The sequence below is a fragment of the Pseudoalteromonas sp. Z9A6 genome, from assembly GCF_011378805.1.
Classification (GTDB): domain Bacteria; phylum Pseudomonadota; class Gammaproteobacteria; order Enterobacterales; family Alteromonadaceae; genus Pseudoalteromonas; species Pseudoalteromonas distincta.
In genome coordinates this window covers 1-14,664 of the sequence record NZ_WTKZ01000077.1, presented here as the reverse complement: position 1 = coordinate 14,664, position 14,664 = coordinate 1, and the positions used below count along the sequence as shown (strand labels likewise).

Below are 14,664 nucleotides of genomic sequence, written 5' to 3'. Positions count from 1 at the left end.
GTTTTCTTAATAATACTGAAATGACACAGATTTCTAAACACTACCACTTGATGCGACAACTAACTTGAAAAACACCGGCTTCGACTAATGATTTATTTGTAAGTATGGCAATATCTTTATCGCTAATCGGCTTTTTCAATTTATTTGCCTCTTCGTTTCTATCCCTTCTCTTACTCTCTGTTACTATACGTTTAAAAGTATCGAGGTCTATTCCGTCAGGAAATAACGAGAAGGATTCCAATGTACGTTTCTGATGTTCCTCTAATGAACGGTAAGAATAAAGAATAGAAACATAAAGAGACTCTTGCCGATTAATATTCAAATCAACTTCATCGTCAAACATTAAAGTTAAGTCTTCTTCTTTAACCTTATCAAAAAAGTCGTCTTCTAACTCTTGCTTTAACTCTTTTAAGCTTTTACCCGCTGGCATACCATCACAAATTAACTTAATGGCTAACGGGTTATTATTTAGCAGTGGTTCTAGAATTTTTCTGCGCGCAAACTCTTGATCTTTATCACTGCGATAACCGTTTTTAGTTAGGCGATTAAATAATGCTAATGCTTCTTCAGATTCCATTTGCCGGAATGGCAACACATCTTCCCACTCTGCATTAATGCTTTCTCTGGAAGTAACCAACACATTTGCGTAAATTAGTGCTTGCGATAACAAGAACTTAACTTGTTCTACCTCTTGCTTGTTTTGGCTTTTATCCGCTTGTTTTAAATACAATAAACTTTCTAAGTTATCAAAAATCAGTAAACGCTGTTGCTGATCATGATGTTTTGCTAAGTGACCAAATAAATCATCAGCGGCAAGTAAGTTAAAGGCACTGCCGATGTGTATTTCAAGCTGATTGCTACTTGAGATATGTTCACAATCGATAAAATACACACCTGCATCAAAATGCCCGCGATTCGCTAATTCCAATGCCACTTTTTTTGCTATTGTTGTTTTACCTAAGCCTCCACTGCCTTTAATTGTTAATAACCTTTGTTTGTTGGCTGCTTTAGCAAGCTTTTGGCTGATATCCGCTAAATCAGATAAACGCCCTGTAAAGCCTTGCAATTCACTTGTATTAATACCTTTAGGTAGTAATGGTTGATACTTATGCCAATGCTGACGGTTTTCTGGTTTCAGGGATTCTAATAACTCACCACTAATATGCACCGATTGAACATCACTTTTATCAATGAAGTGTTTAACATCCGGCCTTTTAAATAGCTGATGTGTTTAACATCCGGCCTTTTAAATAGCTGATGTGCTAATTTATCAAGAGGTTTAAGATCTTTGCCTTGTTGATTTAACAGAGGGAAAACCAGTAATGGAAACTTAACTTGCCCTAGTTCTTGCTCATTCAATAGTTTATCTGTGATCAACACTGTTATTTTAGCATTAATTGGTAAGCTACTTTCTAGTTCATCAATTGCTAAGTAATCACTACAAGCGTTATCGTCTTCAATCAACAATCCACTACTCGTTGTTTTGGCCAATAAAAATAAAATGGAATAAACATCAGCCTCCATTAAGTTACTTTCAGTAAAAGCTTGTTGCGAAATAGGATATTTAAACTTTTTAAGTTTTGCGATGATATCCGAATCATCTATTGGCTTATCTAAAGGTGAGGCTGTAAATAGACCAATTTTATCGTGCTTATTTGGTTCTTCCTTAAGTGGTTGAATTGATTCTTTTGGTTGCTGCTCTTGTTGATTTTTGCATTCAACCAATTGATGTACAGCATCAATTAACGGTTGACCAAAGTCACTAAAAGTAATTGTATTAACTGGGATGCCAGTCAATTTAGCATCAATTGCCTGCTTATCACTTTCTCTTACCAGCGCATAATGAGGACCAGTATTATTATCAAACAATTTATTTTGTTTTACTATTGCAGCCAATAGCTCTGCGTCATCAAGTGAACAACCAATAAAAAGAATAATCTTGTTGCTTAACAGCTCTTTGAACTTGGTAAGCGCAGCCTGATAATGTTCTTCAGCATCTTCTTGGTATAACCGATTATATGATTGTGGAGTAAGCACCATATGCTTAGGATTTTCGATTTTACCATGCAAATGCCAAAGCATTTCTTGGGAGCCATTGCGTGAAAATTCTGCAAGTCGATTTGTATTTTCGTTATCAAAAGCACAAACATTAACTGATTCTGTATGTGCCCATTCTAATACCTTGTCATAATTTAAGGTTACAAGCCTGTTACTTAATTGCCAAATTGCTTGTGGTAACGCCTTACAGCTATCGTCCAATTGAGTGAAATCTATTACAAATTGGGATTGCATAAAATCATACCAGCGCCTGCCTGACAATTGCTCTTGAGCTTCTTGTGCAGCTTGTTGGAGCTTTCCTTTCTTCACAAGCAATTTTACTAGATGACTATCATCTAATAACTCTTCATCTTCCAATCTTTCTGCTGCAAAATTAAGTAGTTCAGGCCAAGATGGAAAAGCCCTACTCCCATCTTTGTTTTCGACAGACATAGAAACACCTGCACCAATCAAAGGAATAACGTCATTGCTAGCTAAGTATTTTTTAAAGATTGGGGAATTAAAAGTTCTGCCATGGAAAATCCATATTATTTTATTGCATTAGGCACTATGCCACTGAAAAGCAGGGAAATTCAAGTGCTATTATACTTTCAACCTGATAACTACCTTGCTTATCTCTCGGCTGGCCGGTAATAGCCGTAGATACACATATATTTCGTGTATCTAACCGTACCAAGCTTGCAATGGGTAAAGATGTTGTAGCCGTTGAGCAAAAACTTGAAAAAGTAGTACCTGCAGAATTTAAAGTAGACGTACACCACTGGCTAATACTGCACGGGCGCTATACCTGCGTAGCACGTAAGCCAAAGTGCGGCAGCTGTATTATTGAAGACTTGTGTGAGTTTAAAGATAAGACTGAATAGCCCCAAAAGCGCGGCATAAAACCGCGCCTACAAATACAACACCAAACCCATAGTCACGAGTTTACCTCGCGCAATAAAGCATAAGCCCCAAAAACGCTGCATAAAGCCACGCCTACAAACATAACACCAACCCTGTAGTCGCGAGTTTACCTCGCGCAATAAAGTATAACCCCCAAAAACGCAGCATAAAGCCACGCCTACAAATACAACACCAAACCCGTAGTCGCGAGTTTACCTCGCGCAATAAAGCATAAACCCCAAAAACGCAGCATAAAGCCGCGCCTACAAACATAGCACCAACCCTGTAGTCGCGAGTTTACCTCGCGCAATAAAGAATAAGCCCCAAAAATGCGACATAAAGCCACGCCTACAAATACAACACCAAACCCGTAGTCGCTAGTTTACCTCGCGCAATAAAGCATAAACCCCAAAACGCTGCATAAAGCCACGCCTACAAACATAAAACCAAAATATTTCTCGGCTTTCATCTTTCCCAAACTCACTAGGGCGTTTAAGACTAACAGTGAAAATTATCAAAGTATTAATTTCACAACGATCACTCCTTTAGTTATGCTAGTGAGCATTATAAAATTATATTGCGAAACCCTCTATGCTACCTCTACTTCGTATCTTGATAATTGAACAAGACCCAGCCACCTTACAAGGGCTTTCAACTAATCTGTCAAAGACTATTCCTAACTTTGAGCGAGACGATATTCATATCGATATTATTGAATGCCTTGAGCTTAAACGCGCGTTGGAACATGTAGAGGAAGATGGTGATATTCAAGCCGTGGTTCTCAGTTGGGATATGCACAACAAAGTGGGTGAGCGAATGTATAGCCGCTTTATTGAAGAGTTAAAGGCAATTCGTCTTGAGCTGCCGGTTTATGTTATTGGCGACGACACTAAAGGGCTGGAGATCGTAAACGAGTCAGAAGAAATCGAATCATTCTTTTTTAAAGATGAAGTAATTTCTGACCCAGAAGCCATTTTAGGTTATATGATCAACGATTTTGACGACCGCTCTGAAACGCCATTTTGGACGGCGTATCGTCGTTACGTTGGTGAAGCAAACGACTCTTGGCATACACCGGGTCATAGTGGGGGTTCTAGCTTTAGAAACTCACCTTACATCAAAGATTTTTATCAGTTTTACGGCCGCAATGTATTTGTTGGCGACCTGTCGGTTTCGGTAGACTCGCTAGGCTCATTATCAGACAGCACTAATACTATTGGTCGCGCTCAAGAATCAGCTGCGGCAACGTTTGAAGTTAAGCACACCTACTTTGTTACAAATGGTTCATCTACCTCAAATAAAATCATCTTGCAGACGCTCCTGCGTAAGGGAGATAAAGTAATTGTCGACCGTAATTGCCATAAATCAGTACACTATGGCATCTTGCAATCAGCTAGTTACCCCATTTACTTGGCGAGTATCTTAAATCCAAAATATGGCATTTTCGCGCCACCATCGTTGGCCGACATCAAGTTAGCAATTGAAAACAATACTGATGCTAAATTACTAGTGCTTACCGGTTGTACTTACGATGGCTTACTTAGCGACCTAAAACAAGTCGTAGATTATGCTCATCAATATGGTATTAAGGTATTTATAGATGAAGCCTGGTTTGCATACTCTTTGTTTCATCCTAGCTTTCGTCATTATTCTGCGATACATGCAGGGGCTGACTACATTACGCATTCGGCGCATAAAGTAGTATCGGCGTTTTCTCAAGCGTCTTATATTCATATTAACGATCCCGATTTTGATGCCGATTTCTTTCGAGAGATTTATAGTATCTACGCTAGTACATCGCCTAAATATCAGCTTATTGCATCGCTTGACGTGTGCCAAAAGCAATTAGAGATGGAAGGCTATAAGCTGCTCAATGCGCTGCTAAATCATGTTGAGGAGTTTAAACAACAGATGGCCTCGCTTAAGCAAATTAAAGTATTAGCTAAGCAAGACTTTATGGAAATATTCCCGCATTTTAGTGGTGATAATATGGGCCACGACCCATTAAAGATCCTTATTGATATTAGTGAGCTACCTTACTCATTAAAAGATATTCATAAATATCTACTGGATGAAATTGGGCTAGAGATAGAAAAATACACACACAGCACCATTTTGGTTTTACTGACGCTTGGCGGCACGCGCTCAAAAATAATTCGTTTGTACAATGCATTGAAAAAGCTAGACAGCGGTAAAGTAAAACTATCGAAATCGACGCGTAGAGCTCGCTTACCTGAAAATTTACCAGCCATAGACTTGGCGTGTATTCCAAGCGATGCTTTTTATGGCGACCGCGAATCTGTGCCTATTAGCAAAAGTAACAACCGCATTTGTGCAGGTTTAGTTACTCCATACCCACCGGGCATACCGCTTTTAGTCCCAGGCCAGCATATTACTGATGATCATGTTGAATACTTGCAAGAGTTGGCAAGCCAAGGACTGACGATTCAAGGCAGTTTCGATGGTGAAATTTATGTTCTTAAGGGTAAGGTTAAAAAATAAAGGTATTGGTTTAATACTATCTCGAGCATTATTACTGGCGGTAGTATCGTAAGATATTGCCGCTGTAACATTGAAGGTTTGTGTGAGTTTGAAGATCAAACGGGCTAGATTTTTTGTTTCCTTTGGGCTGTGAGTTCAGCCACTCGACAACATAAAATGTTGATGATAATTGGCAAGGTATTTTACTGTGTCGGATGCCGCTTCGCTTATCCGTCCTACACTGGCACATACCAGTCTACATAACTAATCTAACTTGAATTATAAACATGAAAAAAGGCGGTAAAACCGCCTTTTTAATGAGATTTAATGTTTAACTATTATTACAGCTTGTAGCTTAAACCTAAGAATAAGCGTGGGCCGTAGTCATTCACTTCACCTAGGTTACCTTCAACAAAGAAATCTTGTGATTTAGGTGCGCTGAACAAGTTAATTGCTTCTGCTTTAACTCTAAAGTGCTCATCAATTTTGTATGATGCGCGCATTTCCCATACGCCTACGCCATCAACATAACGAAGTCGAGTACCATTTGTAGTATATGGTTGGAAATACTCACTACGATATTTGTAAATAACGGCAGTATCAAACCCACCAATTTGGTAGTACAGCTGGCTGCTAAATACATGCTTTGAGAAGCCAGGTACTGAAGCCGACTCAACAATACCGTCAGTTAATTGTGTAGTATTACCGTCTACATCAGTAACAAACGTATCGCCGTATAAGCTATCTTGGAACTCAAAGTCAGTGTCTGCATAGTTGTAACCAAATTTCATACCGATGCCATTATCCCAGCGGTAAGAAAATGAAGCTTCTAGGCCTAGTATTTCACTGTCCTCGTCTGACGTAACAGAGTTGGTGATTGGTAGTGAAACTGTTTCACCACCAACAGTAAATTCTTCAATTACGGTTTGTTGTTGAAAACCGCCATTGAACTGTTTGTAGTATAGGCTTAACGCTAAGATTGAATCTTCGTTAGGGTACCATTCAAACGCAGCGTCGTAGTTCCAAGACATAAGTGGTTGAGTGTCTGGATTACCAGAACCATTTACACCCACTAATAAATCGCTGATTGATGTTGCTGTACCTTCTGTATCTTCTTGGAATGTACGGCTATAGCCTAAATCAGATGGATCTGCGCGTGACATACCACGGTATATACCTGCACGGAATAAAATATCTTCACTGTAATCAATAACTAGGTTAAAGCTTGGTAAATACTTAGTGTAATCGCCACCGCTTTTTATTTTATCTAGTGAACCATTATCTGATTCAACCAGAGATAGTACACCGGTATCACTTGTTACAACATCAAAGCTATTTCTAAAACCAATCGAAGTTACTTCTGTGTCTACAATACGAAGACCAAAGTTACCGCGAATGAATTTGCCAAACATTTCAGTATCGTAGTTAGCCATTAAGTACACTGATGTTGTTTTTTCTGTTACATCAATTGTACCTGCATTTTCATATTCAACTTCTGGGTAAGCAAACACACCATCAGCGTTAGAACCAGCTACAGCTTGTGAGAAACATACGTTGTCGTATGTAGCCCATGATGAACCTGTACCGCTATCTACAACGTTACCGTCACTATCGACATTTGTTACGATATCGCCATCAGATACACTTGATAAAAAGCCTGATTCAGGGAAATCGATTTGACAACCCTGTAATACGTCAAGCACTTCAGTACCAGAGTCTAGTGTAAATTCATTTCTTGAACCGTTACCTTGGCTACCACCATACTGTAGGAAGGTCATTTCAGATGTTCTAATACCACCTTGAATACTGGTGAAAACATTGCCATCTAAGGTATACTCAAAATCTAGTCGCGCTGAAATAACTTCGTTTTCACGAACATTTTCACGGTCAAGTCGTGTTCTTAGGCTATCTGTAAAGTTTGAAATATCTGTTACGTCAAAGTCTGTTAATGTGAAATGAGGGATTTCATCGCCCATATCCCAAGAAAAGAAAGTTTGGCTTGAGGTTCTACCACGGTTAGATATTTGAAGTTCTTCGCGTTCTGTTTTTGAGTACGCTAAATCTAAATCAACAGTTAATCTATCTGTAACTGTATGTTCTATATTTATGCCATAACCTTGGTAGTTTTCTTCACGAGAAAATTGCTCACCCGCTGATTCAATGCGCTCTTCACCTTCCCAATGTAAAATACCGCCTACATCGTTAGTTACAAGTGTTGGACCGGTTACACCAGGTGTTGCTCGTTTTTGTAAAAAGATTAAATCGTGGCGTGCTTCTTTTTGTGTTCTATCTGATATTTGTGCATCAAAGTTAACATCCCAATCAGCTGACGGCTGGTACTGCAGTGCAAAAAACATTGCATCACGCTCATCTGATGTTTCGTTTTGGCGGTAACTACGGCTACTACCAGTCCAAGCATACGGAGTACCATCACTTTCGGCTTTACCCGTTTCAGGATCAATTTTGGTTTGGTAGCCTTGGTTTTTTAATTTTTCGCCACTTACTTGATCTTCACAGTCGCCTGCTTTACTACGATAAAAACCTTCATTGGTATTATTTGGATCGTTTATACACGCCCATAATGAAGAGCCTGATGGGCTAGAGCTTCTGTATTCAGCTTCTGGTTGACTAATATCTTGGCGCTGTACACCAAAAGACACACCTATGGCTTGGCCATTATCAAATTCAAACTGGTCAACATAACTAAACGTGCCACGGTAACCCGCGTCACTTTGAAGTGAGTTATCTACATTACCTTCATCTGGGTTGTAATTTAGTTTAACTTCAGCTGATACACGTTGCTTGCCAAAATCAAGTGGAGTTATAGTTTCAAGTGCAATAACACCTGCAACACCGCCTTCAATCATTGACGCATCTTGCGTTTTATAAATTGCTACTTTTTTTACAAGTTCAGATGGAAACTGCGAAAAGTTAACTGAGCGGTCACCACTACCATTAGTCGCTTCACGACCATTAATGTGTGTTGCACTTAAAAATGGACCAAGACCACGGATAGTGATTTCTGTAGCACCACCGTTTTCACGGTGAGATGCAGCACCTGTAATTGATTCAAGTGCTTCGCCGATAGAAAGTGCTGGTAAATCACCAATGTCTTCTGATGATAAGCCATCAACAACGGTTGTTGACTCGCGCTTGATCGCTATTTGATCTTGTATCGTTCTACGCGTACCTGTAACACTAATTATTTCAACGTCTTCTTCAACTTCTGTCGCTTTTCCCTGATCTTCCTGTGCGCTTGCTGTAAATACGCAAGAACTTGCCATACCTGCGATGACCGCTGTTCTTACCCATTTTGCAACTGGGCGCATTGCAAACTGCCCTGTTGTAGAATCATTGTTATCTCGTGACTTCAACGACATTTTAATTCTCCGCTGGTTGTTGTTGTGTGATTTTAGTGTGTTAGCTTGTTATGTTGATGTATATTTTATGTAACCTTTAACATTAATATACTTAAACGAAGCACGATGATCAACCAATTTTAGATTTAAATATTACCAATAAGTATACCAATTACCATTTATTACCATTACCGAAGTGTCAGATAGGTTTAAAGCGAAGAATACGAATAATTGAGAACAAGGAATGATTAGTAAAATTCAATCAAATAAAACTAGGTACTCGGAGCTAATAACACCCAAGTTTGAAGGATTAATTAATGCTGTTACTTAGTAGGTATTTAAGAAATTAGATTCTGATACCTATTGAGTAAGAGAAGTGGATATTAGGAATGCGTTAGATAAATTGTTAAAAAGTAGGGGTTATTATCTTGCCCCTACTTTATTTATATACTAAGTGATGCTTTATAAAATAGCGTTATTATAAAACTCTACAGGCTCATTTGAACCCAAAGCAACAGGCACACGCAGGTGCAAGCTAGTTGGCGCAATATCTAAAATTCGCGTTCCTCTAGAGGTTGCTTTACCACCCGCGTTTTCAACTAAAAGTGCTAACGGGTTTGCTTCATAAAGCAGTCTTATTTTTCCGTTATCGTTACCACTGCGTTTATCTTGTGGATACAAAAATAACCCGCCTCTGCATAATATACGATGAACGTCGCCTACCATCGCAGCATTCCAGCGCATAGAGCTTTTTTCAAAGCTTTCACAGGTGTAAAGCAACTTATCAAAATAAACTTGTGTCGGTTCGTCCCAATAACGGTAGTTAGCCATATTAACGGCAAATTCACGACTTTGTTCTGGCACACTTAACTGCTTGTTTGTTAGTAAGTAACCGCCATGTGTTGAGTCTAATGTATAACAACGCGTTGGGCCGCCAGTACTCATTACAAGTAATGACGAGGGGCCGTAAAGCACATAGCCCGCGCAAACTTGGTTTGCACCTAATTGGTTAAATTGCTCATCGCTATCATAGGGCACATCACCTCGGGCTAAATAAATAGTAAAAATAGTGCCTATTTGGCCATTTACATCTATGTTAGAAGAGCCGTCAAGTGGGTCAAATGCCACTATAAACTTTCCCTCTGGGTTGGCTCCTACTGCGTGGTCTTCTTCTTCTGACGCTACAGTTCTCACTGAGCTGTCCTCTAGCAAAATATCTTTAAGTAGTTGATTGGCTATTACATCAAGCTTTTTTTGCACTTCACCTTGAATGTTTTCATTTAAGGTTGAACCCAAAACACCGGCCAATTCACCTTGGCTTACTCTAAAAGCAATTTCTTTGCTGGTCGCTAAAATTGTGCGAATAAGTAAAATAAGGTCGGTTTGTACGCCATCTTCTTTTAATACTGTATTTAGTCTTTTCATGCGCTATACCTATTTACACAATTTAGATCGTTAAAACACTGAACAAGCCTTGCAACCATACTTTGCTCTGAATGGCGAAGCCATACGCGTGGATCATAGTATTTTTTATTGGGTTTATCGTCCCCATCTGGGTTACCAATTTGGCCTTGTAAGTACGCTTGCTTGCTAGTGTAATAATCTAAAATACCGGTCCAACACGCCCATTGGGTGTCGGTATCAATATTCATTTTAACTACGCCATAGGTTAAAGATTCAACAATTTTGTCGTACTCTGAGCCACTACCACCATGAAATACAAAGTTAATTGAGTTAGGGGGTAAATTAAATTTATTTGATACGTAAGCTTGTGAGTCTTTTAAAATGGTTGGTGTAAGTACCACGTTACCCGGCTTATAAACACCATGAACGTTGCCAAAAGACGCCGCAATAATAAAGTTAGGGCTTATTTTGCTTAATCGCTCATACGCGTAAGCAACATCTTCAGGTTGCGTATACAGTGCAGAACTGTCTAGGTGAGAGTTATCAACACCATCTTCTTCGCCACCGGTACAACCAAGTTCAATTTCAAGCGTCATCCCTATTTTGCTCATGCGCGCTAAATAACGCGCACATATCTCGATATTTTCTTCTAAAGGTTCTTCAGATAAATCTATCATATGCGAACTAAAAAGTGGTTTGCCCGTTAACTCAAAGTGCTGTTCACCTGCATCGAGCAAACCATCTATCCAAGGTAGTAACTTTTTAGCAGCATGATCTGTATGTAGCATTACGGGGATTTCATAATGCGCCGCAACTGAATGTACATATCTTGCAGCACTTACCGCCCCAAGCACAGCTGATTGTTGCTCTGGTAAAGATAAGCTTTTACCACAAAAAAATTGTGCTCCACCATTAGAAAGCTGAATAATAACGGGCGAGTTTTTCTTTTTAGCAGCTTCTAGCGTCGCATTTATAGATGTTGTACTAACAACATTTACCGCTGGCAACGCATATTGATTAGTACGCGCGTGTTCATATACAGCACTTACTTCATCGCCAACGATTACGCCTGGCAGTATTGTTGGGGCTAAATAATTCATTTATAAGATCCTTTTTACTTTAAAGCTTGGATACAAGAATCGGTAATTGCTTGCCAATTTTCTTGTTCAACCCACTCTTTTTTCGCTATCCAAGTACCGCCAACGGCGAATACATTATTTAAAGAAAGATAGTCCATTTTGTTACTTTCGCTAACGCCGCCTGTAGGGCAAAAGCTGACAGCTCTAAATACTGACGACACAGCTGATACAAAAGGAGCGCCACCGGCAAGCGATGCTGGGAATAGTTTTTGCTCTTCAAAGCCATATTCAAGCGCCATTAAAATATCACCGGTGTTTGATACACCAGGAAGTACCGGCACATTACATTTAGCAAGTGCTTCAAGTAGCGTAGGAGACACCGCTGGGGTTACAATAAAATCAGAACCCGCTTCAAGTGCTTGCTCTAAAATGTCAGTATTTATTACTGTACCAGCACCTACTTTAAGCGCTGGCACCTGCTCTTTAATAGCTTTTAATGCATCTAACGATGCATCAGTTCTAAGAACTACTTCAACCAAAGTAAGGCCAGCATTGGCCATAGCTTGAGCTATTTTAACGCCTTGCTCTGGTGTATCTGCTTGAATTATAGGTAGCAGTGGTTGTCCTGCCATAAGTTCAGAAAAGCGAGTCATAACGTTGTTCCTTTATAAAAAGTAATGCGGCCGAGGTATAACGGCCTTTAATGTTTGATTATTTTGTTATACCAATTGCATTAAATTAATGAGCTATTATAGCGACAAGAAAATAGCTCAATAACAAGGCTAAAATTATGATAAATAGTTGCTCTATATAAATAATTTTTAACGTAGTTAGTGAGTTATTTAATACGCTAAGGTGATCATGTTTTTAATAAAATTGGTATCAGATCCCAGCTTCAGCCATTGCTAGCTGAAATATATCTTTTGGAGCAATAGCACCTGGCTGTTGTATAACCGCACTTGCTGCTTTTGCAGCAAGTTGTACAGCACTCGAAATTGGTTTATCAGATAAACGAGCACCTAAGTAAACACCGTTAAAAGCATCGCCTGCGGATGTCGTATCTACAACATTTGTTACCGGTATTATAGTGTGGCTTTGAAGCGTATCGCCCTCTTTTGTCACTACCGATTCAGGGCCATTTTTAACAACAATTTCTTCAATTTGGTAAGGATTTAAATATTCAACAACTGCTTCTACGCTATGAACGTCATAAAGTGTTGTTAAATCTTCAACGCCTGGTAGGGTAATATCTGCAAACGTAAAGGCTAAATGATACTGCTCTTTTGTTTCCTCTACACTATTCCACAAACGTGCTCTATAGTTAGGATCAAAAACGATTTTAACCCCAGCATCTTTAAGCTGCTTTACAACTTTCCAAAAGTCTTCACGTGCACTTTCTTCAATTATTGCTAATGAAATTCCTGAAAAGAAAAACATATCACCTTGGCTAAGCTGCTCGAGTGCATCAGCATCTAAAAAATCAACAACCTTTTTAGCTGCAGAATCATTGCGCCAATAAATAAAGCTACGCTCACCATGCTCATCAGTTTCTATGTAGTACATACCAGGTACTTTGGTGTCGTGAGCAAATACAAGTTGCGTATTTATTTGTTCACTCTCAAAGCGTTCTAGCATTTTTTTACTTAAATTATCTTGACCTAAAGCCGTAACAACCGAAGTAGTAACCTGCGGGAAGCAACGTTTTAAATACACTGCAGAATTATAAACATCGCCTGCAAATGATTGGTGCAGTGTTGCCGCGCTCATAGCTCTAAGCTCGACCATGCATTCACCGATAAAGTAAATATTTTTCATCTTGGAAGTTACCCTATGTAGTTAACTGCTATGCACATATACAAAATATGTTGGCATAGCAGTTATTATCTAGATTATTGAGGCTTTTTAAGAGGTTCTATTTTTGGAATTAAAATCCAAACAGCTGCCATTGCAATGATGGCTAAAGAAGCACCAATTACAAATGCTGGTGTGTAGTTACCATCAGCAGTAAGAAAAGGTACTAGCGATGTAAGACCTACAGCACCAAGCTTTGCCGCCATACCAGAAAAACCTGATAATGTACCCACTGCTTTTTTACCTAACAAATCACTTGGTAGTGTTTGCACGTTACCAATTGCAGTTTGAAAACCAAATAAGATAACAGCCATAATTAGTACCGCTGTTGTTGGTCCGCCTGGATTTGCCATTGCAAGTAGCGCTGGTAACATAATTAAACAACCCAGCGTAATAGTAAGCTTACGTGTTTTATCTGTATTCCAACCTGCTTTGAGTCGGTTTTGAGCCAATAAGCCACCAAACCAAGCACCAAACATAGCGCCAACATAAGGTACCCAACCGTATATACCAATAGATTTAACATCCATACCGTATACTTCGTTTAGGTAAATAGGGATCCAAAATACAAATAACCACCAAATTGGGTCAATTGCGGCAGAGGCAATGATTACACCCCAGCTTTGCTTACGAGAAAGTAACTCAGCAGTTGTCGGGTTATATTCCTCTTCGTCTTCGCCAGTTACATCACCGTTGTCATCAACACGTCTTTGACCTGTTAAAATGTATTCACGTTCTTCAGCTGTAAGCCAAGGATGAGCGCTAGGCGGTGCTTTAACTAAAATTAACCATGGAACTAACCAAAGGAAACCTAATGCACCAACAAAAACAAACACCATTTGCCAGCTAAAGTAGATAGTTAAATAAGCAATTAAAGGAATAGCAATAATGCCGCCAATTGCGGCGCCAGAGTTAAAAATACCCTGTGCTAAAGCACGTTCTTTAGTAGGGAACCATTCTGCGTTACCTTTAGCTGCACCAGGCCAGTTACCGGCTTCTGCTACACCTAAGATTGCGCGAAAAATACTAAGACTAAGTACACCTTGTGCAAATGCATGCGCAAGGGTTGCAATAGACCAAACACCTATTGATAGTACAAAACCGAAGCGTGTGCCCACCCAGTCAAATATTTTACCAAAGATTGCCTGACCAAATGCATAAGCAAATACAAACACAATAGAAATATTAGCGTATATTTGTTTGCGTTCTAGCGCTGATTCATCAGGAAATAAATCTTCAACAATGTCCGGCCAAAGCACACTAAGTGCTTGGCGGTCGATATAGTTAATAATGGTAGCTAGCGCTATTAGCGCTATAACCCACCAACGTAAGCCTTTAAGTTGCATAATTAATCCTCAAGAAAGTCTTCACGCGCTGGGCTAAAAGTATCAATCAGGATTCCGCCTGTCGGGCAGGTAGCTCCATGATCAGCAAATGGTGGGATTAAGCAGCTATCACCCGGTTTTAAGATTTTAGTTACGCCATCAATGTTAAAGTGAAACGGTAGTGTTTAGAAATCTGTGTCATTTCAGTATTATTAAGAAAACAGG

At 39.4% G+C, this 14,664-nt stretch carries 9 protein-coding genes and 2 pseudogenes; 2 read left to right on the top strand and 9 right to left on the bottom strand.

The window, feature by feature from the left end:
- Window positions 1-40: 40 nt before the first annotated feature.
- Window positions 41-1,168 carry an NB-ARC domain-containing protein gene (locus GQR53_RS21540; RefSeq protein ID WP_346774402.1) on the bottom strand — a complete coding sequence of 376 codons (1,128 nt, stop codon included), beginning with the start codon at window positions 1,166-1,168 and terminating at the stop codon, window positions 41-43.
- On the bottom strand, window positions 1,144-2,490 hold the full coding sequence (locus GQR53_RS21535) for an SIR2 family protein (RefSeq protein ID WP_240917506.1): 1,347 nt from the start codon (window positions 2,488-2,490) through the stop codon (window positions 1,144-1,146). Before GQR53_RS21535 ends, GQR53_RS21540 begins: the two co-directional genes overlap by 25 nt.
- A 143-nt stretch (window positions 2,491-2,633) precedes the next feature.
- On the opposite strand from GQR53_RS21535, the pseudogene GQR53_RS18820 reads away from it, so the two are divergent.
- Both GQR53_RS18820 and GQR53_RS18815 read left to right on the top strand, forming a co-directional pair.
- A pseudogene (locus GQR53_RS18820) lies at window positions 2,634-2,921 on the top strand (hypothetical protein); the annotation flags it as partial.
- 610 nt (window positions 2,922-3,531) lie between these two features.
- Window positions 3,532-5,442, top strand: coding sequence for an aminotransferase class V-fold PLP-dependent enzyme (locus tag GQR53_RS18815; protein ID WP_039489417.1), 1,911 nt, complete (start codon window positions 3,532-3,534; stop codon window positions 5,440-5,442).
- Between the two features lie 320 nt (window positions 5,443-5,762).
- Here GQR53_RS18815 and GQR53_RS18810 read toward each other — a convergent pair whose 3' ends face one another.
- The 7 genes and pseudogenes from GQR53_RS18810 to GQR53_RS21530 all read right to left on the bottom strand — a co-directional run.
- Window positions 5,763-8,801 (bottom strand): TonB-dependent receptor, encoded by a 3,039-nt coding sequence (locus GQR53_RS18810; protein ID WP_165744925.1) that lies wholly within the window; start codon window positions 8,799-8,801, stop codon window positions 5,763-5,765.
- Window positions 8,802-9,242: 441 nt separating this feature from the next.
- A complete protein-coding gene (locus tag GQR53_RS18805) occupies window positions 9,243-10,205 on the bottom strand; it encodes a class 1 fructose-bisphosphatase (protein ID WP_165744924.1) in 963 nt (320 codons plus the stop codon).
- Window positions 10,202-11,284: a class II fructose-bisphosphate aldolase gene (gene fbaA / locus GQR53_RS18800; protein WP_165744923.1), complete on the bottom strand. Its 1,083-nt coding sequence runs from the start codon at window positions 11,282-11,284 to the stop codon at window positions 10,202-10,204. Before fbaA ends, GQR53_RS18805 begins: the two co-directional genes overlap by 4 nt.
- A gap of 14 nt (window positions 11,285-11,298) precedes the next feature.
- The gene (gene eda, locus GQR53_RS18795; RefSeq protein WP_165744922.1) at window positions 11,299-11,916 is read right to left on the bottom strand and encodes a bifunctional 4-hydroxy-2-oxoglutarate aldolase/2-dehydro-3-deoxy-phosphogluconate aldolase; all 618 of its coding nucleotides are present in this window, start codon (window positions 11,914-11,916) and stop codon (window positions 11,299-11,301) included.
- A 229-nt stretch (window positions 11,917-12,145) separates the two neighbouring features.
- Entirely contained in the window at window positions 12,146-13,078 is a 933-nt protein-coding gene (locus tag GQR53_RS18790; protein ID WP_165744921.1) for a sugar kinase, read from the bottom strand.
- A 74-nt stretch (window positions 13,079-13,152) separates the two neighbouring features.
- Window positions 13,153-14,460: an MFS transporter gene (locus GQR53_RS18785; protein WP_165744920.1), complete on the bottom strand. Its 1,308-nt coding sequence runs from the start codon at window positions 14,458-14,460 to the stop codon at window positions 13,153-13,155.
- A gap of 2 nt (window positions 14,461-14,462) precedes the next feature.
- Window positions 14,463-14,615, bottom strand: a pseudogene (locus GQR53_RS21530) (cupin domain-containing protein); the annotation flags it as partial.
- Window positions 14,616-14,664 lie beyond the last annotated feature (49 nt).